Below are 25804 nucleotides of genomic sequence, written 5' to 3' on the forward strand. Positions count from 1 at the left end.
TTTATCTGTGCGAAAGCGAAGCGGCAGCAACAAATGTTTTATCTGTGCGAAAGCGAAGCGGCAGCAACAAAGCGAGTAGCCCGTAGCGGAAATCAGAACCTTTAAATTAATTAAGATGGATAAAAATGGTTAATCAATACACCTGTTTTAGTATGTTATAAGCTAAGAATTAGTATATTTTATGTCAATTTATTGATAACTAATGATTTGAAGAATTACCATATGCTACGATAAAAATGTAAGATATTAGAGGAGGTTGACTTATCATGAAAGCAGCAAAATGGTATAAAGCAAAAGACATCCGAGTAGAAAACATTGAAGAACCAGTAATTGCATCAGGAAAAGTAAAGATCAAAGTACATTGGACAGGAATTTGTGGAAGTGATTTACATGAATACGCAGCTGGCCCAATCTTCATTCCAGTGGAACAACCTCACTATGTAAGTAAAGATATTGCGCCAATTGTTATGGGACATGAGTTCTCTGGTGAAGTAGTAGAGGTTGGTGAAGGTGTTACAAAAGTACAAGTTGGTGATCCCGTAGTTGTAGAACCTATTCTTGCATGTGGCGAATGTGCTGCTTGTAAAAAAGGTAAATATAATATTTGTAAGCACCTAGGTTTCCACGGTCTTTCTGGCGGGGGCGGAGGATTCTCTGAATATACAATGGTAGACGAAAAAATGGTACATAAAATGCCAGAAGGGCTTTCCTATGAACAAGGTGCACTAGTTGAACCGGCAGCAGTAGCATTACATTCAGTACGTCAAAGTAAATTAAAAGCTGGTGATAAAGCAGCAGTCTTTGGTACAGGTCCAATCGGTCTTCTTGTGATCGAAGCATTGCGTGCTGCTGGAGCAGCTGAAATTTACGCAGTAGAACTTTCAGCTGAGCGTGCTGCCAAGGCTTTAGAGTTAGGCGCAACAGCAGTTATTAATCCTAAAGACGAGGATGCAGTAGCGCGCCTACATGAATTAACAAATGGTGGCGTAGATGTTGCATTTGAAGTAACAGGTGTCCCTGTAGTATTACAACAAGCAATTGATTCCACAACATTCGAAGGCGAAACAATTATCGTTTCCATTTGGGAATCTACGGCTTCCATTCAGCCTAACAATATTGTTTTAACAGAGCGTTCTGTAAAAGGTATTATTGCTTATCGCGATATTTTCCCAGCAGTAATGGAATTAATGAAACAAGGTTACTTCCCTGCTGAAAAACTTGTGACGAAACGAATTGCTCTTGATGAAGTCGTAACTGAAGGCTTTGAAGCCCTAATGAAAGAGCGAAACCATATTAAAATCCTTGTAAATTCACAAGCATAAAATAGAGTCAGGTAGAGAAAATAAAGAAACTTTTCTCTACCTGTTTTTGATTTGTTATCCCTCTTTTTTTGCATGTCACCATAACGCGGGGTTGATCTTCGATCCGACTGGGCGACTCCACCCCAAGCAACTTTTAGTGATGAGCCTCATTTCCCTCCATTTTTTTCATAATATCTAGATTGGCCATAAGGAAGTTCACCTTATTTTCTCCAAAAACCCCAAATGACCGTTTTTCCGTATTTGCCTCTATAATTTTTTCAATCTCTTTCTTAGAGAGCCCACTTGCTTGGGCAATACGTTCAACTTGAATTTGTGCAGCTTTTACACTGATATGGGGATCTAACCCTGAACCTGAAGCAGTCATTAAATCAGCAGGTATGTCTTGTCGTTTTACGGTTGGGTTTGCTAGTAAAAACTTCTCGATATCTGCTTCTATTCGCTTCTTCAATTCTGGATTAGATGGTGCATAGTTAAAAGTTCCAGAGCTAACACCGCTATAATTCACCTGGCCATTTTCATCTGGTATCGTATCCTCTTCCGTATAAACATTGTAATTGACGGATGAAACACGTCCCCAGAAGTACTCAGGTGCTGTAAAAGCTTGACCTATTAATTCTGAACCAACAGCTTCACCATCCATTTCTATTAAACTGCCATTTGCTTCCTGAGGAAATAACCCTTGAGCTAATGCAGTCACAGCAAACGGGTATATAAAACCACATAGAACGAACATCGTCATTGTGATTAATAATGCTTGCTTTGAGTTCTCAAAAAATTTTCGCATGTAACTTCCTCCTATAACCCGAACGTATGGAATAATGGTCCAACTAGTAAATCAATCAACTTAATGCCAATAAAGGGAGCTATAATTCCGCCTACGCCATAAACAAGTAAGTTTTTATTTAATAATTTTGCAGCACTCATCGGCTTATATTTTACGCCTTTCATTGCAATTGGAATTAACAATGGAATGATGACCGCATTAAAAATTAAGGCAGAAATAATCGCACTTGAAGGTGAATTGAGATTCATAATGTTTAGTGCGCTCATCTCAGGTACAGCGACCATTAGCATAGCTGGGATAATGGCAAAATACTTTGCAATATCATTGGCAATACTGAAGGTCGTTAGTGCGCCTCGAGTCATTAGCAATTGTTTCCCAATCTCTACAACTTCAATAATTTTAGTTGGATTTGAATCTAAATCGACCATGTTAGCAGCTTCCTTCGCTGCATTCGTACCTGAATTCATAGCAAGCCCTACATTTGCCTGTGCCAGTGCTGGCGCATCATTCGTTCCATCACCAGTCATAGCGACCACTTTCCCTTGTGCCTGCTCATCTTTAATGACTTGAATCTTGTCTTCCGGCTTACTTTCTGCAATAAAGCTGTCCACTCCAGCTTCCTTTGCGATGGATGCTGCAGTAAGTGGATTATCTCCTGTACACATAACCGTTTTAATGCCCATTGCACGAAGTTGTTCAAAGCGTTCCTTAAGTCCAGCCTTTACAACATCCTTTAAGTAAATAACACCTAAAATTTTATCGTTTAACGTTACTACAAGTGGTGTCCCACCAACAGAAGATACTTGATGGATCAGCTGTTCTAAATTTGCAGGAATGCTATAACCTGCTTTCATACTTTCTTTTTTTATCGTATCATAGGCTCCTTTTCGAATTTTTGTGCCATCCTTCATATCCAAACCACTCATTCTTGTCTGTGCAGTAAATGGAATATGTTCACTTGACTTGATAATATTTTCTTCACCGTCTGTTTTTACTCCTAAATCACAAGCAAGTGACAAAATAGACTTTCCTTCAGGTGTATCATCTGTTAAGGAACTAAGCCATGCAGCTCGGATTAAATCTTTACTTTCCACGCCTGTTACTGGCAGAAATTCGGCTGCCATACGATTTCCATAAGTAATCGTTCCTGTTTTATCTAAGATTAATGTATCCACGTCTCCACAAGCCTCTACAGCTCTTCCAGACATTGCAATAACATTAAACTGTGTAACCCTATCCATTCCTGCAATTCCAATCGCCGACAATAATCCACCAATCGTTGTAGGAATTAAACAAACTGTAAGCGCAATTAATGTTGCGATAGAAATCGGCACATTTAAATAAGCTGTCATTGGATAGAGTGTCACAACAACTAACAAGAAAATAATTGTTAAGCTTACTAAAAGTGTATTGAGCGCTACTTCATTTGGCGTTTTTTTACGACTAGCTCCTTCGATAAGCGATATCATTTTATCTAAAAATGATTCACCAGGCATCGATGTAATTTCGATCATCAGCCAATCACTCGTAACCGTCGTGCCACCTGTAACTGATGAAAAATCACCGCCCCGCTCCTTTACAACTGGTGCAGATTCACCTGTGATCGCCGATTCATCTACAGTAGCAATTCCATCAATGACTTCTCCATCATTTGGAATAACCTCTCCTGCCTGAACTAAAACGATATCGCCCTTTTTTAACTCATGTGCCTGTTTAACTATTTCAGAGCCATCACTAAGCAGAACACGAGCCTGTGTCACTGTTTTCGTCTTTTTTAACGTTTGAACCTGTGCCTTCCCTCGCCCCTCAGCAATCGACTCTGCAAAATTAGCAAATAGAATGGTAACAAAAAGAATAACGGCGACGATCGCATTATACAATCGGTCATGTTCCCCTACTTCGTTACCAAATATATTCGGAAAAAGGGTTAATAACAGGACTAACATAAACCCTATCTCTACTACAAACATAACAGGATTTTTCACCATATATACTGGACTAAACTTCTTTAAAGCGTCTATCATCGAGCTTTTAAACATTTTACCCGTAATAAAACTTTTTCTTGCAGTTTCCATAAGTGTCTCTCCTTACTAAAATCAATTTCACCTTGGCATAATAGGTATTCAGATACCCACTGAAAAGGAATCACATCCGCATTCACCTCATCACATTAAAAGGTGGGCGTCTTAAGCTGAATGAAAATAAAGTTGTAAGTGCTCTGTGATTGGTCCAAGAGCTAATGCTGGTAAAAATGTAAGAGCACCAATCATTAAAACAATCGCAACAAGTAACAATGTAAAAACAGTATTATCCGTTTTCAATGTTCCCACCGAATCGCTGTAAAACATTTTTTTAGCAAGTAGAGACGCTATAGCTAGTTGAATAATAATCGTCAAATAACGTCCAAAGAACATTGCAAGCCCTGTCGTCACATTCCAAAATGTTGAATTGTCAGCTAATCCTTCAAAACCTGAGCCGTTGTTAGCAGAGGCAGATGCAAACTCATATAAAACCTGCGATAAACCATGTGCACCCGGATTCGTTATGCCCGCTACCCCTGCTGTTGTTGCAACTGCAAGTGCTGAAAATAGTAGAATAATAGCAGGATGAATCAAAATACAAAGAGCGATCAGTTTCATTTCCTTCTCTTCAATTTTCTTGCCTAAAAACTGAGGTGTTCGACCAATCATTAAACAGGCGATGAATATCGTTAGTAACACATACATCATCATGTTCATTAGGCCGACTCCTTTGCCTCCAAACACAACATTTAGCATCATATTAAACATCGGTACAAGGCCACCAAGCGGCGTCAATGTATCGTGCATATTGTTAACAGATCCCGTTGTAAAAGCAGTAGTCACTGTTGTAAATAGTGCTGATTGTGCTACCCCAAAGCGCATCTCTTTTCCTTCCATACTGCCAAGCTCCTGCGAAATTCCGAGCTCACTAATAATTGGATTACCCGCTTTCTCCGCTACATACACAGTTACAAGCCCAACTAGGAACAGCATACTCATTGCCGCAAAAATGGCTAGCCCTTGTTTCCCAAATATCGTTTTCTTTTTTCTATATGCGACCATTAAACTAAATGCAACTACACAAGCACCTGGTAATAACATCATAGATAGCATTTCCACAATATTAGAAATGACCGTTGGATTTTCAAATGGTGTCGTTGAATTCGCTCCATTAAAACCACCACCATTAGTACCTATATGCTTGATGGATTCAAGAGAAGCTACAGGTCCAAGGGCAATATCTTGGAATTTACCTTCTATTGTTTGGACAGTTTCATTCGCACTAAAGGTTTGCGGAGAACCTTGCGCTACTAAAATAATGGCAACAACAATAGATAAAGGCATTAACACACGTGTAATAACACGAACGAAATCCACAAAGAAATTCCCTATAGTGTCAGTTTTAGCAACTAGACGACGGCAGAACGCCATACAAGCTGCATAACCAGTAGCTGCAGATGTAAACATCATAAAGATAATGACTAGCATTTGTGATAAATAACTGAGTCCTGATTCGCCACTATAATGTTGAAGATTCGTATTCGTCATAAATGAAATAATGGTATTAAATGAAAGTGTTGATTCCATATTGTCAATATCGTTTGGGTTTAAAAACAGCATCGCTTGAATGCGTAAAAGAACGTATCCAATAAACACCATAAAGGCGTTCGACAAAATTAACGAAAGCACATACTGTTTACCCGTCATATCGCCTTGTTTAATGCCGCATAATTTATAAATAACAGCATCAAATCTATCCATAATTGGATCAAGCCATGTTTTTTGATGCATCGTCACTCGAAATAGATAGTGCCCAGTTAAAATCACGAGCGGTAAATAAATGATTAATACAATGGCGATTTGCCACATACTGTAGTACCTCCTACCAGCCTATTAATAGTTTTCAGGATATAGTAATGCATGCCCTAGATAACCGAAAAGGAACACGAGTACAATCCCCATAACAATCCACATTTTTTATTCCCCCTTACTTTTCTTCCACAAGCTTGAAGCACCAAGCGGTTAACGCATAAAGACATGCAAAGCTTATAATTAGTAAGCCAATCATATAAAAGTCCATCAATCGAAACACCCCTCCTCCAATTAGGATGCTCTCATCATACTGACTTTCAAATTAATGTAGTGTTAGGAAATCACTTTTTCCATTAAGAAACTATAAAGAGCGAAAATCTTAATACTTTCTTAATGGTAGATAACGCTATAATACAAATGAGGTGAAAGAGGATGGAAAATGCACGTCCAACTCCAGAGACGTTTTTAGCGAGGCTTCAACAAGAGGAACAATTCGTAGGAAAGCTAAAAATTTTTCTTGGTTATGCTGCTGGAGTAGGTAAAACTTATGCAATGCTGGATGCAGCACATCAGGCGAAAAAACTAGGTAAAGATGTGGTAGTTGGTTATGTAGAGCCACATCCTCGTCCAGAGACGTTAGCTCTACTCGAAGGGCTTGAGCAAATCCCTACGAAAAAAATAAATTACAAAGGGAAAACTTTTCAGGAATTAGATATTGATGCGGTATTGCAGCGCAAGCCGGAAATTGTCCTTATTGATGAATTGGCACACACTAATGTTCCAACGATGCGGCACAAGAAACGATTTGGAGATGTAGAGGAATTACTTGCAAAGGGTATTCATGTCTATACAACCGTCAATATCCAACATATTGAAAGTCTTCATGATTTAGTAGAAGAAATAACTGACATCAAGGTACGGGAACGTATTCCAGATTATTTAATTGATCAAGCGGCACAAATAAAAATTGTCGATATTGAACCAGATGAGTTAATCCAACGCCTACAAGAAGGCAAAATCTATGTAAAACAACAAGTAGAAAAAGCACTGCAATCTTTTTTCCGCAAACAAAATTTAGTATCGCTGCGAGAAATTGCACTACGGAGAGCTGCAGATACGATAAACTATAAGCAATTAAACAGCAACGAATCTTCAAAACATCATGTACAAATCGAAGAGCATTTACTTGTTGGTATTAGTAGTTCTCCTACGAATGCTAAAGTTATTCGAACTACCGCAAGACTTGCACAAGCATTACATGGCAAATTTACAGCTCTCTACGTACAAAACGTACAGGAGCATGATCGAAATAATGCAAATTCAGAACGACTTCAGCAGCATATAAAGCTTGTTGAACAGCTTGGTGGCCATGTCGTAATTGTTCAAGAAGACGACGTAGCCGCTGCCCTTGCCAACTATGCACAAATTAGCGGCGTCACGAAATTAGTCATCGGTAGAACGAGCATGAGAAAAAAATGGTGGCGACCAAACACAAAAATCAGCGATCGACTCACCGAATTTGTACCGAATTTAGCCATACACATAGTGCCAGATCAAGAAAATGAACAATTCTACTTTCCTAATGTAAAAAATAAGCTGTCATTTGAATGGCTTGACTTATTTAAAATGGTCATCGTGTTTGGCATAGTATCAATTGTCGGTCTCTCTTTCTACACAATTGGCGTAAGTGAATCGAACATCATCACGATCTATATTTTAGGCGTTTTAATTCTTGCCATTTGGTCATCAGGATGGATGATGAGCATCATTAGCTCCACCATAGCAGTACTCCTGTTTAATTATTTATTTACAGAACCACGTTTTTCTTTTGAGGCCTATCATCGCGACTATCCGATGACCTTTATGATCATGTTTCTTTCAGGAGTAATTACAAGTAGCTTAACAAAAAAAATAAAGGAGCAAACCATTGTAGCCGTTCGAAAATCTTATCGAATGGAGGTGCTCCTTGATACAAATCGCAGACTTCAACATGCCAAATCTATAGAGGAAATTATTACTGAAGGCATGTCGCAAATCGTTAAGTTAGTAGAAAAACCAGTACAATTCTTTGAAATTGAAAATAATTTAATTGTGAAAACTACTTTTTTCCGTGCTGAGGGCATGGCTAACCTTGAAAATAATAAGATTGCATCCCTTTTTGACAATCCGAATGAGCATGGTGTAGTAAGTTGGGTCATAAATAATAAGCATGTAGCAGGAGTAACCACTGATATATTTCCCGAAGTGAACGCCTACTATTTACCAGTTATATCTAACGGGAGTGTTAAGGGCGTTATTGGCATTGCACTGTCAAAGCAATCACTATTACCTGCATTTGAGCGTAATATTCTGCATGCCATTATCAATGATTTTTCATTCGCACTTGATAAGTGGTATTTACAGAAACTCAATGAAGAAGTGGCTAGAGAAGCTGAACTGGAACAGATGCGAGCTAACCTTTTGCGCGCAATCTCTCATGATTTAAGAACACCGCTTACTGCTATATCCGGAAATGCAGATATATTACTGACCAATGCATCGCAAATTCGGGATGATGAAAAAAACAAAATATATGAGGATATTTATAAAAATTCTAAATGGCTTGTACAAATGGTGGAAAACTTACTTGCTGTTTCTAAGTTGGAAGATGGACACCTTGCTTTAGAGATGCAATTAGAGCTTGTAGAAGAAATTATTCAAGAGGCATTAACCCATGTCGTTCGTCTAAACAATACACACACAATATCCTATCATATTGAACCAGAATTTTTATTCGCTTTAATGGATGCACGACTAATTATTCAAGTACTGATTAATATGATCGATAATGCACTGACTTACACACCATCAGGTAGCGCTATTACTATAACGGTGAAAGAAGCTGATGGCTTAGCACAATTTAGCATTTCTGATGATGGACCTGGTATCGATGATGCGATAAAAAGCAACCTTTTTGAGCCATTTACAACCGGAAAAGTACAACGTAGTGATAGTCGAAGAGGCCTAGGCTTAGGCTTAGCGCTCTGTCAAACTATTTTAAAATTACATGACAGTGAAATAACTGTTTCAGACAATAAACCTAAAGGAACTATCTTTAACTTTTCACTGAAAAAAAGTCCATTACCAAAAGTGAGGGATGACATTTATTAAAAATATGTCGTGTATATAAGTTGATTGGAGTGGAGAATGGGCGACTCCTTGGGGATCAGCGGTAGAGGAACGAAGGCTAAGAGCATCACGTCCTGTGATAACGCCTTCGTGACCTACATCGTGTAGGCCCGAGACCCTGGAGCGAGCAAATAGAGGAACGAAGGCTAAGAGCATCACATCCTGTGATAACGCCTTCGTGACCAACATCGTGTTGGCCCAAGCGGCTCATCGGACGCCCCCAGGAAGCTCTGCTCTGCGCGAAAGCGAAGCGTCAGCGGCAAATGTTTTATCTGCGCGAAAGCGAAGCGACAGCGGCAAATGTTTTATCTGTGCGAAAGCGAAGCGTCAGCGGCAAATGTTTTATCTGTGCGAAAGCGAAGCGACAGCAACAAATGTTTTCTGTAGCGAAAGCAAAGCGACAGCTACAAAGCGCCCAGTCGGAACGGAAATCAACCTCACGTTATGGTGATGCGCCAAAAAGGAGAAATGACATTCAATGAATAAACGAATTCTAGTAGTAGAAGATGATGTAGCCATCGGCAATCTAATTAAAATGACATTAGCTACGCAGCATTATGAATTCGAAATTGTAAGAGATGGTAACAGCGCACTACAAAAGGCTCTTGCCATGAAACCAGATGTTTTTATTTTGGATTTAGGACTACCTGACATAGACGGTGTAGAACTAATAACGAAAATTAGAAGCTGGACTCAAACACCGATTATCGTTGTTAGTGCACGTGGAGAAGAACACGATAAAATCAATGCATTAGATGCTGGCGCGGACGATTATGTCACAAAGCCTTTCAGTGTTGAAGAACTATTAGCCCGTATTCGAGTAGCCTTAAGAAGATTGACGTATGAGCATCAGCTAGAAAATGAACCCTCTGTCTTTGTCAATGGTCATTTACAAATAAACTACTTAGCAAATACGGTGTTTGTGAATGAAAAAGAAGTTCATTTGACGCCTATTGAGTATAAGCTATTGGTTATTTTATCAAAGCATGTCGGTAAAGTTTTAACGCATAACTTTATTTTAAAGGAAATTTGGCACAACGTACTTCAGTCGGATGTTCCAAGTCTTAGAGTTTTCATGGCCACACTTCGAAAGAAAATAGAGGACAATCCAGCTAATCCAAAATTAATCCAGACACATGTCCGCGTTGGGTACAGAATGCTTCGTTGTCATGACGAAGAATAAGGGTCTGATCATGCTTCAACTTCCTAATATGCTATAGTTTTCCTAAACTTTAAACTGCAAGCTTTTTATTGATAGAGTTGATAAAAAATGATACTATACTATAGTAATTATTTGATAATGATTATCATTCACAAGGAAGTAGGTAGATCTTATGAACCTTCATTCGGTTCAATTGGGTGAAATAGTTAAAGTGAAAGATCTTCAGCAAATTGACTCTCTTTTATCTAAACGTTTAAATGCTTTTGGCATTAAGGAAGGCTGCCGAATTTGTATGATTCAAAAAGGATGGTTTTCTGGAGCATGTATATTGGAATGCCAGGGGCAGAAAATCGGGCTTAGAAAAAAAGATTTAATGAATATAAAGGTTGAGCAATTATGAGTAGATTAGCTTTAATAGGAAACCCAAATATCGGTAAAACATCATTATTCAATACGTTGACAAATTCATATGAATATGTTGGCAATTGGAGTGGTGTAACCGTTGAAAAAAAAGTAGGACAAGTAAAAAAACTACAAAAGGAAATTATTGATCTACCTGGTGTCTATACGCTGAACCCGATTTCAAGAGATGAAAGTGTTGTTACTTCATTTTTACTTGAAGATCAGGTAGATGGAATTTTAAATATTATCGATGCTTCTAATTTCGAACGAAATATGCAATTAACGATAGATATACTTGAACTTAGAAAGCCTGTTTTTATCTGTTTAAATATGATTGACGTAGCGAAAAAGAAAGGCATTTCAATTGATGTCGAAAAATTACAGCGTTTTTTAGGAGTACCTGTTATTCCAATAAGCGCTCGTACTGGTAAAGGTGTCGAAGGCATTTATGCTGCTATTCAAGACTCCGATCGTACTCAACAACGTTTTACATTAACCTATGATGATTTAATTGAAGAAGGTATCTCAAAAATTGAAGCCTTATTACAGCATATTCCTGAAGAACAAAGAAGATGGTGTACTATTCAATTTTTAATGGAAAATGAGGCTGTTGATGCTTATTTGAAGGAAAAGGAATACTTTGAAAAGCTTGTAGCAATACGTACTGCTTTAGAGAAGCAACTAGGTGAACCATTAAATAAAGCTATTGCTAAAAAACGAGATTTATATATTTCTACTATCTATAGCGAAGTAGTCATACAAGAGAAAAGTGAAAGACAATGGTCAGAGAAAATTGATAAAATTTTAACGCATCCGATTTTAGGTGTACCTATTTTCTTAGCGCTCATGTTTTTAATGTTTCAAGCAACATTTGCATGGATTGGTACCCCACTTTCGGATTTACTGGATGGCTTTGTAAGTGGTACTCTTACAGAGACAGTTACGAATGGCTTAAAAGCTATTGGTGCCGCCCCTTTTATTATTAATTTAATATGTGATGGGATCATTGCAGGTGTTGGCGGTGTCTTAGTTTTCATTCCACAAATCTTTGTACTATTTTTCTTTATTTCACTATTAGAAGATTCAGGTTATATGGCGAGGATTGCTGTTGTCATGGATCGTCTTATGGAATTTTTCGGCTTAAACGGCAAAGCCTTTATTCCGATGATTGTAAGTTTCGGATGTAATGTTCCTGGTGTAATGGCTGCAAGAACAATTGAACAGCCAAGAGAGAGGCTATTAACTATTCTAGTAGCTCCGTTTATGAGCTGTTCAGCAAGGTTACCTGTGTATGCTTTGTTTGGAGCAGCATTCTTTACTGAACATCAATCTTTAGTAGTATTCTCCCTATATATAATGGGAATCGTGATTGCGCTTATTGTAACAAAAATTTTATCTATGACGATTTTGAAAAATGAAACTTCAGTTTTTATTGTTGAATTACCAGCCTATCATGTACCACAGCTTAAAACACTTTGGCGTTCCACTTGGGAAAAAGGAAAAGGATTTTTCCGTAAAGCTGGTACTATTATCTTTGCTGGTTCCGTTATCATTTGGCTCCTTTCTTATCTAGGACCACATGGCGCTAATGTCAATATGGACGAAAGTTTCTTAGCCATGATCGGAGGCGCTTTTGGCGTATTGTTTATCCCACTTGGATTTGGAACGTGGCAAGCTGGGGCATCCCTTATTGCTGGATTCCTGGCGAAAGAAGTAATTGTTTCGACAATGGCAATTATTTATGGCGTGAGTGAGGGTGTCTTATCCTCTACAATGACAACTCATTTTACCGCTTTAAGTGCCTATACATTCTTGGCCTTTGTTTTACTTTATATGCCTTGTTTAGCAACAGTCGGTGCAATAAAAAGGGAAACACAGTCTGTAAAATGGACTTTATTTGCAACACTTTATCCATTTGTTGTAGCTTATATTATTGCACTTATCATTTATGGTATTGGGAATTTATTGATGTGAGGTGGTAAGAATGACTTTATTGGTTAATATCTTGATCGGTAGTATTATATTTGGCTATGCTGGTATTACCTTATATAAGAGCATTAAGAAGCAGAAGAAAGGTAAATGCGCCGCTTGCTCATTACAGAAGAGTTGTTCTACTAACACTTGTGCACCTCCTTCTAAATTGAAAGATTTTACTCAAAAATAATACAGTGAGGTAGTTCCAAATTGTTAACTTCTTTGGCGACTACCTCACTTTTTTGTAAGCATTTAGATAAGGAAGGCTCCTTACGTACTAGCTTAGACTTAAAATTTCCTCTACTTATTGACACTACATATTTAATAAGTAAAAATTCCGTGGTTTTTAGAGGGTTACATGCAATATTACCCTAGTTATTTATTGTGTATGTCGAACGCTAACATCCCCCACTGCATATCATATTTATAATCAGGTATGTCATCAATGTTAAAGAAAGGAGATCGTTATGGTATTTAGACCACCTTATCAGTTTCCAATGTATCCTGGTGGCATGAGGATGCCCATGCAAATGCAAATGCCTATGCCCATGCAAATGCCTATGCAAATGCCAATGCAAATGCCAATGCAAATGCCAACACCAATGTCACCGCAGTCCTTTTTCACGCCTGGAGGCTTCCCGAACCAACCACGAATTCCAGGTGGCTTTCCAATGTCTAGTGGGATAGGTACATTCGGGGGACAAATGCCAATGCCACCAGTGCAGGATGCTTCAAAAATCGGTTCATTTTTACAAAATGCGAATAACATATTCAACACTGCTAAAACATATACGCCTTACATTCAGCAAGCAATGCCAATGGTAAAAAATATCCCGTCACTTTTAAAATTGTATAAAGGATTTCAAGGTCTACCTTCTGTAGGAACTAAAGCAGGGGCTGGAACAACGGAGGCTGCGGCAAGCAATGGAGCAGGTTCTACTATAAGTCGAAGTGCGTCGCGGCAGAATGCATCATTTACCCCTCCTGACCCACTTCCATCCAAGCCGCGTATTTTTCAGCCACCTATGTAGATGAACGTTTCTTTGTATTCGCCGTCCCTGTCCGTTATAATGTAGATAGGTAAGCTTGAAAGGAGTCACAACCATGCAAGTATTAAAAATTAATCCACGTGGCTATTGCTACGGTGTTGTTGATGCGATGGTCATCGCTCGAAACGCCGCACTCGATAAATCATTACCAAGACCTATCTACATTTTAGGTATGATTGTGCATAATAAACATGTCACAGATGCCTTTGAAGAGGATGGCATCATCACATTAGATGGTGATAATCGTTTAGAAATTATTCAACAGGTTGAAACTGGCACTGTTATTTTCACAGCGCATGGTGTTTCACCTGAAATTCGTGAAATTGCGAAGCGCAAAGGCTTAGTATCCATTGATGCTACATGTCCTGACGTTACAGTTACACACGATTTAATTCGTGAAAAATCAGCAGATGGCTATGATATTATTTATATCGGTAAAAAAGGCCATCCCGAGCCAGAGGGAGCAATTGGGGTTGCACCAGATCACGTGCATTTAGTGCAATCATCTACTGATATTGATGCATTAAATTTAACAAATGATAAATTACTAGTAACGAATCAAACGACGATGAGTCAATGGGATGTCGCTCATTTAATGGATAGTTTAGAAGAGAAATTCCCACATATTGAAGTGCATAAAGAGATTTGTTTGGCAACTCAGGTACGTCAAGAGGCAGTTGCTCAGCAAGCTGGGGAAGCCGAATTACTTATTGTTGTAGGTGACCCTAAATCCAATAACTCGAATCGTTTAACGCAAGTGTCTGTTGAGATAGCAGGAACACCATCCTATCGAATCGCAGACGTTTCCGAGCTGAAAATTGAATGGTTAAAAGGAATTAATTCCGTTGCTGTCACTGCAGGTGCTTCAACACCAACGCCTATTGTAAAAGAGGTTATTTCATTCCTCGAGCAATTTGATGAAAATGATGAATCAACACATATTATTAAACGTACCGTTACATTAGACAAAATTTTACCTAAAATTAAAACACCGAAGCCTGTCGAAAAAATTATGCCTTACTAACATAAAAAAAATCCTGATTGCCTATTTGACAATCAGGATTTTTCGTTATTTACTAAAATAATAATTGACTGGACGGCCGATACCACCATAATGCACATCCATCGTAATTTCCTCTTGTTTCTCTAAATAATCTAAGTATCGCCTTGCTGTTACGCGCGCAATGCCAACACCACTCGCAACTTCTTCCGCCGATGCTCCTTCTACAGATTGCAAATAATGCACAACTTTCTCAAGTGTGGCACGATTAAAGCCCTTAGGTAAACTTTTTTCTGACCGTAAGACATTCGATTGCTGAACCTCATTATGCCCACCATGATAATGGAATAACTGATCAAGCTCCCCTTGCGTTAGCTCACGCTCTGTTTGCATTTGCTTTTTAAAGCGCAAATAATTTTCAAGTGTTCCTTGCACTCGTTCAAATGAAAAAGGCTTCATAATATAATCAAAGACGCCAAGATGCAGGACCTGTTTTACCGTTTCCATATCATTAGCAGCAGTTACCGTAATGACATCTACTGGTAATTTGAGTTCGCGAATTTTTCGTAAGCTTGTTACTCCATCCTGCTCTGGCATGAAAATATCCATAAATACTAGTTCTGGTTTAAGTTTATGGATTTGCGCAATCCCCTCAACTCCATTTGAAGCTTGTCCAATTACTTCGAATCCAGCTATCTTTTCAATAAATTGACGATTAACTTCTCGTACCATCGGATCATCCTCTATTAATAAAACCCTCATCTGTGTCACTGTCAGTCCTCCATACACTCTGTTCTATCTCTATATGTGTAAATTTCACCTAAGGAAGCAAACTAAAGGAGCGTGTCACACTGTTCCTATAGAATTTCTCGCTTCTACTTCAAAATCAACTACGACTATTAAGTATGGTAAAAAGTTATTAAAAAGCTTGTTCCCTTATTTGGTTCACTTATGACCTCTACTTCACCTTGCCCTTTTTGCACAATTTCATTTATTAAATAAAGTCCAATACCTCGACCCTTTTTCTCTTTTGTTGAATAGCCATTATCAAAAATATGTGCCTTTACTTCATCTGACATACCTATACCATTATCTGTTACTAAGATTGCCAGTACATCCTCATCCTCATCAACAGAGACATGGATCATTTTTTCGTCCATTTGTACATCCCTCAATGCATCAAAAGCATTTTCTATTAAGTTACCAAATAAAATGACGAAATCATGATGATCTAAATTTTTTGGAAAAATTGTCAAACGACTTTCCCGATCAATCTCCAAGCGAATTCCCTGTTCTTTTGCATAGGAAATTTTACTAAGTAATAGCCCTGAAATATTCTCATTTTTAATCCGTTCATTTAAAAAATTTGTAATTTCATCATGTTCTTCCTTTACTTGTGTTAAATAAGAAAGTGCTTGTTCATGATGTCCAAGCTGTAAAAGACCAGCAATAGTATGCAATTTATTTTTATGTTCATGTGTTTGAACACGTAATGCCTGTACAAATGCCTTAACACCCGTTAATTCCTCTGCAAGCTTTTTCACTTCTGTACGATCCTTAAACATTGCCACAGCTCCAACCGTTTTTCCGTTTACTTGTATAGGAATACGATTACTCATAATACTGTGTCCATTAATATAGAGCTCACGATTGAAAATAGGTTGATCTAGCTCCAAAATCTCAGGTAATCGTGTATCAGGTAACACGTCAAAGATTTTCTTCCCTATTAATGTTGACGGTTGTTTGTGAACATCTAATATTTCACATGCTTTTTCATTAAATATAGTGATTGTCAATTTATTATCAATTGCAATAATCCCTTCATGCATCGCGTTAAAGGTTTCTGTTCGTTCTACATACATTTTAGCAATTTCATGGGGCTCTAGCCCAAACATTTGCTTTTTCATATGCAGCCCCAAAGTATGAGCACCCCATGCACTAAAGAGAAGTGATACTAAAATTGTAATAATGAGTTCTGTTTGGATAGATTGTAATAACTCCGCAACAGTTAAAACACTATAACCTACTACTACTACACCTATTTGCTTTCCTTCATTACTCATGACCGGAACGAATGCTCGTACCATATCTCCATGTTCGCCATGTGCAACGGATGTATAATAATGCTCAGCAAACGCCGCGTTTAGATCTGCTGACTGCGAGACTTGACCAATCTCTTTTGTATTTGGATGTGAGTACTTGCGCCTTTGCATATCAAGTACAACAATATACTGTGCACCATTTATATCACGTATTTCTTCCACTACAGGATTAATGTGTTGAGTAGCCTCGTTAAAATCATTATTATTTGAAATGTAGGTTTTAAGTTCAGGAAGCTGTGATACGGTTTTTGCCACAAGCAAAGCCTGATTTTCGAGCTTATCCTTCTGCTCATTCATGACAAACCCTAGCAAAAATGTACCACCTATACTAAAGGAGAGCATGAGAATAAAAAAAGTCAATGACATGATTTTTCTCTTCATCGATAATTTTTGAAATTTCAAGATGTTCGCCTCCCTCTTACTATATTTTAGCGTACTCCATATGTTAGAATAACAAAAACATCAGAAAATACGAATTAATTGGGTGTAATAGATGAAAAAATTTATTATTGGAACAATCGTAACCGTTTTACTGTTAACAATCGCAATAGGCGTTCAACAAGGTTTACTATTTGCAAAGCCTCTTCCCTATGATGATGAGCAAAAAGGCTTGGACACACAAATTACAATTCATTTAAGTCACGTTGTAGCTGAAAATACGCCAAAAGGACAGGCCGCAAGCAAATTCGCTGAGCTTGTGGAGGAAAAAACAAATGGCGAAGTGAAGGTACACGTCTACCCGAACTCCTCCTTGTTTAATGATGAAAATGAGTTTCAGGCTTTGCAAAATGGAGAAGTAGAAATGATTATCCCTACTTTTTCAAAGATGACATCCTATCTACCAAATTGGCAGGTTCTTGATCTACCCTACCTTTTTAATACGGATGATGAAGTTCATGAGGTTCTTACTGGATCGATTGGTGAACAATTGTTAAGTGAGCTTGAGCCTTTTAAAATAAAGGGTCTGGGCTTTTGGCATAATGGCTTTAAACATTTAACCTCTGTCGATCACCCTATTCATACATTCGAGGATTTAAAAAACTTGCGTGTCCGGACAATGCCAAGTAAAACACTTGAAAAGCAATTCGAGGCTGTTGGAGCTACACCCATCCCGATTTCCTTTAGCGAGGTTTTTACTGATTTAGAATCGCACGCCATTGATGCGCAGGAAAACACTGCATCAAATATTTATTCTAAAGGTTTTTATAAAGTACAGAAGCATATGACATTAACAAAGCATGGGATTTTAGGATACGCTGTTTTAATTAACGAGAATTTTTGGAATTCCTTACCTCCAAAAATTCAAAAGCAAATTATGGCCGCTATGAAAGAAACAACAGACTGGCAGTTTGAGCAAGCTGTACAAATGAATGAAAAAGATTTGCAAAAACTAGCGCAACAAGATAACTTTGAAATTTATACGATGAGTGATCAGGAACGCCAACGCTTTAAAGAAAAGCTAGCACCTGTCTATGATTTTTATAGAAACAATGTACAAAATAATGATGTTTTATCGGAAATTGAAGAAATTGTTTCCCAGTAAGTATTTTGGGGGCAACACCATAACGTGTGGTTGATTTCCGTTCCGACTGGGCGCTTTCCAGGGGTCTTAAAAAATGTCATCCACAATTTTTGGTGATGAGCCGTATTTTTGTTCATTTATGATAAATCCTCACATTAAGTGGGGATTTTCTTTTTGTATTATAATAGATTTCAAAATTACAAAACTACTATAAAACAGTTCAAACCCTTGCTATCACTACGTTTATTCATCCTTCCACTAAAAATGACCAAAATGAACAATAGAAACATTACGGTCATAAAAACTATTTTCGGAAAATTTCAGCTATGATAACGACATGAAAGCGTTCACAAAATTTTCATTAATAGTGTAAGGGGAGAACTTTATGCGTATAAATTTTAAAAACTTAACTGTACAAGTACTGATTGCTATTGTACTAGGTATCATTGTCGGTGCTTTGTTCCCTGAGTTCGGGGCGAAGTTAAAAATATTAGCTGATATTTTTATTAAATTAATTAAAATGTTAATAGCTCCTATCATCTTCTTAACGGTTGTTATTGGCATTGGTAGTATGGGCGATGTAAAAAAAGTTGGTAAAATTGGCGGGAAGGCATTACTTTATTTTGAAATCGTCTCTACTTTCGCACTAGCGATTGGCTTAATCGTTGTCAATATTGTACAGCCAGGTAAAGGCTTTAATACAGAGGCTGCAAACGGTGCAGATGTTTCTCAATATACACAGGCTGCTGCTGAAACAGAGCATGGTTTTGGCGCATTTATCATGAATATCATTCCTGAAAATGTTGTAGGAGCACTTGCAAACGGAGAGTTATTACCCGTTTTATTCTCAGCTGTGTTATTTGGAATAGCTGCTGCTGCTATTGGTGAACCAGCTAAACCAGTTATTACATTTTTCGAACAAGTAGCGGAAATATTCTTTAAAATTGTTAATATCGTCATGAAGGTTTCCCCGATTGGTGCATTTGGTGCTATGAGCTACACTATCGGAAATTTCGGTCTTAAATCACTCGGAAACTTAGGATTTTTAATGCTATCCGTTTATGTTACGATGTTTATTTTTATCGCAGTCATCCTTGGCCTAATTGCACGTTACTTTGGGTTCAATATCTTTAAGTTCATTAAATATATTAAAGATGAAATTTTTATTGTGATTGGGACTTCATCATCAGAATCTGCACTCCCTTCGATGATGCGCAAATTAGAAAACTATGGTTGCTCTAAACAGGTGGTTGGTCTTGTAGTCCCTACAGGATACTCCTTTAACTTAGATGGTACGTCTATTTACTTATCCATGGCAGCTATTTTTATCGCACAAGCTTATGGGGTTGATTTAGATATTTGGCATCAAATTACATTACTTGCTGTTCTAATGCTGACATCCAAAGGAGCTGCAGGTGTTACAGGCTCAGGCTTTATTACGCTCGCGGCAACACTAGCGGCATTCCCTATGATTCCAGTAGAGGGAATCGCACTTTTAATTGGTGTCGACCGATTTATGTCAGAGGCTCGCGCCGTTACAAACTTAATTGGTAATGGTGTCGCAACAGTTGTCGTTTCAAAAATGGAAAAAGAATTCGATCCAGAGCAGGAAAAACGTGCTCTTGCAGGAGAAGCGATCATCAAATAATAAAATGAAAGGCTGTCCGAAAGTGAAATCTTCACATGATCGGTCAGCCTTTTATTTTCCCTTTTCAATATGAAACCTCATGTACCACTTACCCGTATAGTAAGTAAATTGGAGGTTTATATATGACTACATTTACTCTTACCTACCCAAAAGCATTCGAAAGCTTTTCAAATATTCCTATTGTGAATGAACAAAATGAGACAGTTTGTTTGCTGCAAAAAGTTGAGCGTTCATCTGTTGGAAAAGTATTGAACGCTGTTATGCTAGTTGCTGCACAGCAATCATTACCACATCGCTATGAAACACGTTCTACTTTAGGTGCACCACTTTTTCAGGTGCAATCTACACTATTAACAAAGGGTGTCAGCCATCAGCTTATTATGCCAGATGGATCCATTTTACCAATACAACGAAAGACGGTTCAATTACTTGAATCCTCCTACTCTTTTACAATGGATGGACTCGCGTTTCGCTTTGAACAAGATTTTACATCTACTGCCTATTTATATTGCAATGATGAAAAAATAGCAAGTGCAAGTAATATCGAAACTGAACTCGTGCGTACTGGTGTATCTTTTAAGCTCTTTAACTCCGATGATACGCTTTTTGTTGCTTTGCTAGCAACTTTGTATCAGGCATTATTTTCAATGAGTAATTAGTAGGCTCATCATCATAGAGTGGGGTTGATTTCCGTTCCGGCGAAGTGGTCGGCTTTAGCGGCGGATAAAGCAGTTTTGGCGGCGAAGTGGTCGGCTTTAGCGGCGGAAAATGCAGTTTTAGCGGCGAAGTGGTCGGCTTTAGCGGCGGAATAAGCAGTTTTAGCGGCGAAGTGGTCGGCTTTAGCGGCGGAATAAGCAGTTTTAGCGGCGAAGTGGTCGGCTTTAGCGGCGGAAAAATCAGTTTTAGCGGCGAAAAAAGCAGTTTTAGCGACGATGCGGACCGCTTTAGCGGCGGAAATCAAAGTTCTATCAACGGAGAGTAAGCTCCTAATTATTAACATAAATACACACCGGTTTAAATAGATAATTAAAAAATAAACTCCTATTGTTAGGAGTTTTTTGATATAGAAATTATTAATTACTTTATTGCATTTACCAGTATTTGTCGCTAATTTCTAGCTATTACTTGTCTTCCACTACACTACTGCTAGAATCATTCAATATATTCCGGGACACGAAATATATTTGCTTTGTTTTGACCATTATACGCCGTTCTTATAAAAAAGGAGTACACTAAAGAGGTAGAAATACTATACTTTGGAGGCGTTTAAAATGGATACAAAAGCAGCAGATATTAAAAATTTAATGACGTTAGATTTACTTGTTCAAATTTTAGAAGAACGTGGTATTATGACAGATCGAGAATTAAAAGAACGTCTTACAAATAACGTTAAGCTTTCATCTATGGATGCAGATTTAAAAGAAAAAGTTATTGAAGAAATTAAACATTAATGGAATGAATGGCATTTTAAAAAGAGGCCGCTTCCTAGTTAAAAAATACTATAAGCGGCTTCTTTTTATATTTGCACCTTTAGTTCCTTCACATGCACAGCAGTTCCTGTAATTGAAATATTTAATTTCCCCTCATCATTTTTTACATGAACATGCACACGACCCTCTTTCCCAAGTTCCTGACCTTGTTCAACGATTAGCGTTTTTGGCAATTGTGCTTGTCGATCAATATACTCTGCAAAATAAGCTCCCATAACACCTGAGGCAGTACCTGTAGCAATATCTTCAATTGTTCCAGAGTATGGAGATGAAAAATGCCTTGCGTGCATATCAGCATTCTTATCAATTGCCTCTAAACAAAAAGGATGTAAGGATGCTTTTGGCATTTCTTCTAGGATGGCTGGAAAATCTGCAGATTGCGGCGTCATTTTTTCAAAGTATGATAAATTTTTAATAGGGATTAGCAATGTCCAAATTCCTGTGCTTCCATAAACTATCGGTAATTCAGGATGTATCGCTTCCTCTAATAGTCCAATTGATTGAGCAAGTTTAGATTTTGAACCGTTAAAGGCTTCAAACTGAGGCGTTGCATGTTGCATGGTAATGTAAATTTGTCCTGCTTGTTGTTCTTTTATCTCAATTGGAAGAATTCCTGCTTTCGTCTCAATAGTTAGTTGTGACTTATCTTCTAGTAATCCTTTTGTTTTTAGTGCATATAGCGTCGCCATCGTAGCATGTCCACATAAATTCACCTCATGTGCCCTGGCGTGAAATAACGTATACGTAAATCTGCTTTATCCGATTTTTGCGCAAAGGCTGTTTCATTGAAGCCAACTTGCTCTGCAATATCCTGCATTTCTATTTCACTATATTGATCTCCCTCTACTACGACACCTGCTGGGTTCCCCTTATTTGGTATCGTGCTAAACGCATCATAATGATGAACAGTAACAATTTTCATATGCTTTTCCTTCCCCTTTGTACTTAAAGTCTACTTCAACTAGCGTGTACTACCAAGTCTTTCAAATGGCCACAATACAAAGTCTGCCGTTCCTAAAATTTGATCCTGCGAAACAAACCCTACTTCCGGCTTTCGGCTATCTATGCTTCTACGACGATTATCTCCAAGAACGAAAAAATGCCCCTCTGGTACAGTCATTTCACCTAATTGTTCCTCAAGGGTGAAATCATAAGTAAAATCACCTTTATCATGTAATGCTTCTTTATATTCACTTAAATAGGGCTCATCATAAACTTTTCCGTTTATATATAAAACATCATCTTTATAGGCTATATGATCACCTGGTAAACCAATGATTCTTTTGATAAAATTCTCATCATCTTTTGCCTCAAAAACAATAATATCGAAGCGGTCATAATTTGAAATTCGTGGTCCCACTTTATTAACAATTACTTTATCTCCATTTTCAAAAGTTGGCTCCATTGAAGCACCTTTTACAGCTACAGGAGATAAAATAAAATAACGTACGCCCATTGTAAAAATGATTGCTAGTCCAATCGCTTTAAACCATGCCCAAAATTCATTCTTAGTTTGTTTTTGTGTCACACTTTACACTCCAATTCTTCTATAATATCCAATTTACTTACATTAATGGATACGAATTTCCTGCTAAAAAGTTTCATAAATTTCTAAGCTTTGAAAGCGGAGGCAGGGCACGTAAAAAAACCTAAGGATTCTAAACTTTTTCCTTTTAAAAGTGAAAGAGGGTAATGTTCGATTTTTATGTGTTTCCGCATAAAAAAAGCAATATGTACTTGTTACTGTACATACTGCTTAAGGATATTATCGAATTGTTTTTAATGCTGTTGACCAAGGAATAAGTTGATCTAACATTTGATTTACTGAATCTATTTGTACATCCTTTGGTTTAATCGTGCCGTTTTCGAAGTCTGTAAATAAGGATAAAGCAGGATGTACGCGAACATCTGCTACTAATAATTCACCAAGAATACCACGTAAATGTTCAGCTGCTCTTGCCCCACCAACAGAACCGTAAGAAACAATACCTGCTGCTTTATTATTCCATTCGTTTCGTAAATAATCTAACGCATTTTTTAATGCACCCGTAATGGAATGATTATATTCTGCAGTGATAAATACAAAACCATCACAGGCAGCGACTTTTTCTGACCAAGCAGCTACTCCTGAAGTATCTCCTCCTGGCTCCCCTAGAAATGGTAATTTAAAATCAGCGATATCAATTATTTCATATACTGCATCACCGCGTTTTTCAGCTACTCCCTGTACCCATTCTCCAACTTGTGGACTTACACGACCTTCACGTGTACTACCTAAAATAATCCCAATTTTCAACATACTACTCCTCCTTCATTCATCCCTCAAATTGTGACCGAATCATTCATTTGAATTTAAAAACGGTTCTCCTAGCCATGTTGTACAGGAATCCATCCCTTTATTCAATGCACAGGTGGTTAATTTAACCACTTTTTACTTTGAATCAAATTATATTCAATTCAAAATAAAAATATCATATATTTACGAAAATTGCCAATTGTTTGATTCCGAATCAATTATGCCTCGGTATAATTGTGTCCGGAATCGGCCAGAGGCTTTAACTAAATTCGCATTCATCGCACCACCTATTGAGGTGGAAGACTTCTGCGAAAGAAGTTAAATTATTTTATCTTAATTGGTCTTTCTAATGCTGCAAGCTCATCTTCAATCGATGCATATTGTCTTTCTACAACATACTTTGCATCCGAAATAGCTACATTATAAATATGTGGAGCTATATTTTCCTTGATAAAGTCCAATACTCGCTCTGCTTCAAATTCTGTAATATCCTCATCTCGATTATTATAAAAAAATCGTTGAATATCAGCTATGATCGTTTCCTGTTGTTCTTTTGTAAAACGAATAAACAAACCAAAACTCCCCTTTCATTCCAAAGTATACTCACCTATCATAACACTCTGAAATTAATCTATGCATACACAAAAAGACTGAATTATATTTAAATACTATAATTCAGTCTTGTTATTATTACTGGTTACATTTAAATGAATAGCTTGTTGATAAAAACTTCTTTTCCTTTGAGACAATGGCTTCTCCGCCATCTTCTTCACACTGCGCTGTCATGGCGTCAATTTTATTGGCATTTATCTTATTTGTCATAAATGTCATACCTAGCCCAAACACAGCAATCATTAAACCAATTATAAGCCATAACTTACCGGCATTATTGCCAGCAGGTCTTTCACTCGCCACATCTATTCCCCTCTCTTACACGAATAAAAACGGTTCTGTATGAATAGTAGATTGTACAAATTCAACCGTATATTTTTTATCCTCACACATTTTTGCCATCTTTTCAGCTACACCTGCAATCATCACTTTTTCAACATGATGACCCGGATCCACGATTTGTAAACCAATTGCTTGTGCGTCCTGTGCAGTGTGGAAATACATATCTCCTGTTAAAAATACATCTGCTCCTGCACGCTTTGCAGAATAGATATATTTATTGCCGTCGCCACCGACAAGCGCAATTTTTTTCACCTTCGACTGTAAATCGCCAACTACTCGGACAGCAGGTACATCTAGCTGCTGCTTTACAAATTGAGTAAATTCATGAAGAGTCATTTCTTGTGGTAAGAAACCAACACGTCCTAAGCCCATTACATTTGTTTGCTGATCTAGACGAATGATATCATAGGCAGGTTCTTCATATGGATGTGCAAGTAACATTGCCTTTAATATACGGTTTCGAATAGACTCCGGGAATACCACTTCTACCTTCACTTCTTCTTCAACATGTAATTCACCAATAGAACCTACATGTGGATTTGCACCTGCTAGTGCACGGAAACGTCCTTCCCCCAATGTAGTATAGCTACACGCTTCGTAATCGCCGATATGACCTGCTCCTGCCTTTGCTAATGCCTCACGTAGATCATTGGCATTTGCAGTTGGTATAAAAACAGCCAACTTCAACATATTTTCCGCATATGTTTCTTCTAAAATAGAACGATTTTCAAGCTGTAGAGCATCTGCCAGTAAATCGTTGACACCACCTTCAGCCACATCTAAATTTGTATGTGCTGCATAAACGGCAATATCATTTTTTATAAGCTTTTCATATAAACGTCCAGTTGGATTATCAGTACGAATATTCGCTAAACGTCTGAAGATTGGTGGATGATGTGCGATTATTAGCTCGCAGCCTTGCTGTATTGCCTCTTCTGCTACCGCTTCATTAACATCTAATGTGACTAATACTTTACTTACAGGCTTGTTTAATGTGCCAATAGCAAGCCCAATTGGATCATTTTCCATACAGGCAAGCTTTTTAGGTGACCATGATTCGAATAATTGGATAATTTCCTGACCGTTTACTGTCTTCAT

General features: G+C 37.8%; 24 protein-coding genes and 1 pseudogene. 13 read left to right on the plus strand and 12 right to left on the minus strand.

From position 1 onward, the window contains the following. Positions 1-266: 266 nt before the first annotated feature. Positions 267-1322 carry a 2,3-butanediol dehydrogenase gene (locus ACVWXS_RS19200; RefSeq protein WP_456959706.1) on the plus strand — a complete coding sequence of 352 codons (1056 nt, stop codon included), beginning with the start codon at positions 267-269 and terminating at the stop codon, positions 1320-1322. Positions 1323-1455: 133 nt separating this feature from the next. Here ACVWXS_RS19200 and kdpC read toward each other — a convergent pair whose 3' ends face one another. From kdpC to kdpA, 3 genes are all read right to left on the minus strand, one after another. Further along, a complete protein-coding gene (gene kdpC, locus ACVWXS_RS19205; RefSeq protein WP_456959708.1) occupies positions 1456-2106 on the minus strand; it encodes a potassium-transporting ATPase subunit KdpC in 651 nt (216 codons plus the stop codon). An 11-nt stretch (positions 2107-2117) separates the two neighbouring features. Then, a complete protein-coding gene (gene kdpB / locus ACVWXS_RS19210; protein ID WP_456959709.1) occupies positions 2118-4181 on the minus strand; it encodes a potassium-transporting ATPase subunit KdpB in 2064 nt (687 codons plus the stop codon). Positions 4182-4292: 111 nt separating this feature from the next. Further along, entirely contained in the window at positions 4293-5996 is a 1704-nt protein-coding gene (gene kdpA, locus ACVWXS_RS19215; RefSeq protein WP_456959710.1) for a potassium-transporting ATPase subunit KdpA, read from the minus strand. Positions 5997-6371: 375 nt separating this feature from the next. Between kdpA and ACVWXS_RS19220 the strand changes: the two genes are divergently transcribed. The 8 genes from ACVWXS_RS19220 to ACVWXS_RS19255 all read left to right on the plus strand — a co-directional run bounded on the left by ACVWXS_RS19220 (position 6372) and on the right by ACVWXS_RS19255 (position 14718). Next, positions 6372-9089: a DUF4118 domain-containing protein gene (locus ACVWXS_RS19220; protein WP_456959712.1), complete on the plus strand. Its 2718-nt coding sequence runs from the start codon at positions 6372-6374 to the stop codon at positions 9087-9089. A gap of 196 nt (positions 9090-9285) precedes the next feature. After that, entirely contained in the window at positions 9286-9558 is a 273-nt protein-coding gene (locus ACVWXS_RS19225; RefSeq protein WP_456959713.1) for a hypothetical protein, read from the plus strand. 27 nt (positions 9559-9585) lie between these two features. Continuing rightward, complete coding sequence (locus ACVWXS_RS19230) at positions 9586-10290, plus strand: response regulator transcription factor (RefSeq protein ID WP_427419573.1); 705 nt, start codon at positions 9586-9588, stop codon at positions 10288-10290. A 151-nt stretch (positions 10291-10441) separates the two neighbouring features. Continuing rightward, positions 10442-10669, plus strand: coding sequence for a FeoA family protein (locus ACVWXS_RS19235; protein ID WP_368635959.1), 228 nt, complete (start codon positions 10442-10444; stop codon positions 10667-10669). Then, entirely contained in the window at positions 10666-12645 is a 1980-nt protein-coding gene (feoB, locus tag ACVWXS_RS19240) for a ferrous iron transport protein B (RefSeq protein ID WP_368635958.1), read from the plus strand. Before ACVWXS_RS19235 ends, feoB begins: the two co-directional genes overlap by 4 nt. Before the next feature lie 10 nt (positions 12646-12655). Next, entirely contained in the window at positions 12656-12835 is a 180-nt protein-coding gene (locus ACVWXS_RS19245) for a FeoB-associated Cys-rich membrane protein (RefSeq protein WP_083226914.1), read from the plus strand. Positions 12836-13112: 277 nt separating this feature from the next. Next, positions 13113-13676: a VrrA/YqfQ family protein gene (gene vrrA / locus ACVWXS_RS19250; protein ID WP_456959716.1), complete on the plus strand. Its 564-nt coding sequence runs from the start codon at positions 13113-13115 to the stop codon at positions 13674-13676. 73 nt (positions 13677-13749) lie between these two features. Continuing rightward, on the plus strand, positions 13750-14718 hold the full coding sequence (locus ACVWXS_RS19255) for a 4-hydroxy-3-methylbut-2-enyl diphosphate reductase (RefSeq protein ID WP_402990180.1): 969 nt from the start codon (positions 13750-13752) through the stop codon (positions 14716-14718). 45 nt (positions 14719-14763) lie between these two features. On the opposite strand, the gene ACVWXS_RS19260 is transcribed toward ACVWXS_RS19255, so the two are convergent. Continuing rightward, positions 14764-15465: a response regulator gene (locus ACVWXS_RS19260; RefSeq protein ID WP_083226915.1), complete on the minus strand. Its 702-nt coding sequence runs from the start codon at positions 15463-15465 to the stop codon at positions 14764-14766. Positions 15466-15593: 128 nt separating this feature from the next. Beyond that, complete coding sequence (locus ACVWXS_RS19265) at positions 15594-17177, minus strand: ATP-binding protein (protein WP_423471314.1); 1584 nt, start codon at positions 17175-17177, stop codon at positions 15594-15596. 112 nt (positions 17178-17289) lie between these two features. Between ACVWXS_RS19265 and ACVWXS_RS19270 the strand changes: the two genes are divergently transcribed. From ACVWXS_RS19270 to ACVWXS_RS19280, 3 genes are all read left to right on the plus strand, one after another. Continuing rightward, positions 17290-18339, plus strand: coding sequence for a TRAP transporter substrate-binding protein (locus ACVWXS_RS19270; protein WP_456959718.1), 1050 nt, complete (start codon positions 17290-17292; stop codon positions 18337-18339). A gap of 364 nt (positions 18340-18703) precedes the next feature. Then, positions 18704-19966 (plus strand): dicarboxylate/amino acid:cation symporter, encoded by a 1263-nt coding sequence (locus ACVWXS_RS19275; RefSeq protein ID WP_368635954.1) that lies wholly within the window; start codon positions 18704-18706, stop codon positions 19964-19966. A 122-nt stretch (positions 19967-20088) separates the two neighbouring features. Beyond that, on the plus strand, positions 20089-20625 hold the full coding sequence (locus ACVWXS_RS19280) for a tubby C-terminal domain-like protein (protein WP_456959721.1): 537 nt from the start codon (positions 20089-20091) through the stop codon (positions 20623-20625). A gap of 11 nt (positions 20626-20636) precedes the next feature. Here ACVWXS_RS19280 and ACVWXS_RS19285 read toward each other — a convergent pair whose 3' ends face one another. Further along, positions 20637-20927 carry a hypothetical protein gene (locus ACVWXS_RS19285; protein WP_456959722.1) on the minus strand — a complete coding sequence of 97 codons (291 nt, stop codon included), beginning with the start codon at positions 20925-20927 and terminating at the stop codon, positions 20637-20639. 310 nt (positions 20928-21237) lie between these two features. Here ACVWXS_RS19285 and ACVWXS_RS19290 point away from each other — a divergent pair, with 310 nt between their 5' ends. Then, positions 21238-21417: a hypothetical protein gene (locus ACVWXS_RS19290; RefSeq protein WP_049663817.1), complete on the plus strand. Its 180-nt coding sequence runs from the start codon at positions 21238-21240 to the stop codon at positions 21415-21417. Positions 21418-21482: 65 nt separating this feature from the next. Here ACVWXS_RS19290 and ACVWXS_RS19295 read toward each other — a convergent pair. The 6 genes and pseudogenes from ACVWXS_RS19295 to ACVWXS_RS19320 form a co-directional block, all read right to left on the minus strand. Further along, positions 21483-22378 (minus strand): annotated as a pseudogene (locus tag ACVWXS_RS19295) (PhzF family phenazine biosynthesis isomerase). A 39-nt stretch (positions 22379-22417) separates the two neighbouring features. Then, positions 22418-22984, minus strand: coding sequence for a signal peptidase I (lepB, locus tag ACVWXS_RS19300; RefSeq protein ID WP_456959723.1), 567 nt, complete (start codon positions 22982-22984; stop codon positions 22418-22420). A gap of 237 nt (positions 22985-23221) precedes the next feature. Further along, on the minus strand, positions 23222-23755 hold the full coding sequence (locus ACVWXS_RS19305) for an NADPH-dependent FMN reductase (protein WP_456959724.1): 534 nt from the start codon (positions 23753-23755) through the stop codon (positions 23222-23224). A 320-nt stretch (positions 23756-24075) separates the two neighbouring features. Then, on the minus strand, positions 24076-24324 hold the full coding sequence (locus tag ACVWXS_RS19310) for a DUF2164 domain-containing protein (RefSeq protein WP_368635947.1): 249 nt from the start codon (positions 24322-24324) through the stop codon (positions 24076-24078). 118 nt (positions 24325-24442) lie between these two features. Further along, entirely contained in the window at positions 24443-24667 is a 225-nt protein-coding gene (locus ACVWXS_RS19315) for a hypothetical protein (protein WP_456959725.1), read from the minus strand. Positions 24668-24682: 15 nt separating this feature from the next. Next, entirely contained in the window at positions 24683-25804 is a 1122-nt protein-coding gene (locus ACVWXS_RS19320) for a Nif3-like dinuclear metal center hexameric protein (RefSeq protein ID WP_456959727.1), read from the minus strand.

Source organism: Lysinibacillus sp. TE18511, from assembly GCF_054062295.1.

Bases quoted from the DNA above. Each gene is read 5' to 3' on its own strand.
- ACVWXS_RS19230 (WP_427419573.1), top strand. From the start codon at position 9,586: ATGAATAAACGAATTCTAGTAGTAGAAGATGATGTAGCCATCGGCAAT.
- ACVWXS_RS19320 (WP_456959727.1), bottom strand. From the start codon at position 25,804: ATGAAGACAGTAAACGGTCAGGAAATTATCCAATTATTCGAATCATGG.
- ACVWXS_RS19290 (WP_049663817.1), top strand. From the start codon at position 21,238: ATGGATACAAAAGCAGCAGATATTAAAAATTTAATGACGTTAGATTTA.
- ACVWXS_RS19265 (WP_423471314.1), bottom strand. From the start codon at position 17,177: ATGAAGAGAAAAATCATGTCATTGACTTTTTTTATTCTCATGCTCTCC.
- ACVWXS_RS19305 (WP_456959724.1), bottom strand. From the start codon at position 23,755: ATGTTGAAAATTGGGATTATTTTAGGTAGTACACGTGAAGGTCGTGTA.
- ACVWXS_RS19280 (WP_456959721.1), top strand. From the start codon at position 20,089: ATGACTACATTTACTCTTACCTACCCAAAAGCATTCGAAAGCTTTTCA.
- kdpB (WP_456959709.1), bottom strand. From the start codon at position 4,181: ATGGAAACTGCAAGAAAAAGTTTTATTACGGGTAAAATGTTTAAAAGC.
- ACVWXS_RS19275 (WP_368635954.1), top strand. From the start codon at position 18,704: ATGCGTATAAATTTTAAAAACTTAACTGTACAAGTACTGATTGCTATT.
- kdpC (WP_456959708.1), bottom strand. From the start codon at position 2,106: ATGCGAAAATTTTTTGAGAACTCAAAGCAAGCATTATTAATCACAATG.
- ACVWXS_RS19235 (WP_368635959.1), top strand. From the start codon at position 10,442: ATGAACCTTCATTCGGTTCAATTGGGTGAAATAGTTAAAGTGAAAGAT.
- ACVWXS_RS19255 (WP_402990180.1), top strand. From the start codon at position 13,750: ATGCAAGTATTAAAAATTAATCCACGTGGCTATTGCTACGGTGTTGTT.
- ACVWXS_RS19220 (WP_456959712.1), top strand. From the start codon at position 6,372: ATGGAAAATGCACGTCCAACTCCAGAGACGTTTTTAGCGAGGCTTCAA.
- ACVWXS_RS19200 (WP_456959706.1), top strand. From the start codon at position 267: ATGAAAGCAGCAAAATGGTATAAAGCAAAAGACATCCGAGTAGAAAAC.
- kdpA (WP_456959710.1), bottom strand. From the start codon at position 5,996: ATGTGGCAAATCGCCATTGTATTAATCATTTATTTACCGCTCGTGATT.
- ACVWXS_RS19270 (WP_456959718.1), top strand. From the start codon at position 17,290: ATGAAAAAATTTATTATTGGAACAATCGTAACCGTTTTACTGTTAACA.
- ACVWXS_RS19245 (WP_083226914.1), top strand. From the start codon at position 12,656: ATGACTTTATTGGTTAATATCTTGATCGGTAGTATTATATTTGGCTAT.
- feoB (WP_368635958.1), top strand. From the start codon at position 10,666: ATGAGTAGATTAGCTTTAATAGGAAACCCAAATATCGGTAAAACATCA.
- vrrA (WP_456959716.1), top strand. From the start codon at position 13,113: ATGGTATTTAGACCACCTTATCAGTTTCCAATGTATCCTGGTGGCATG.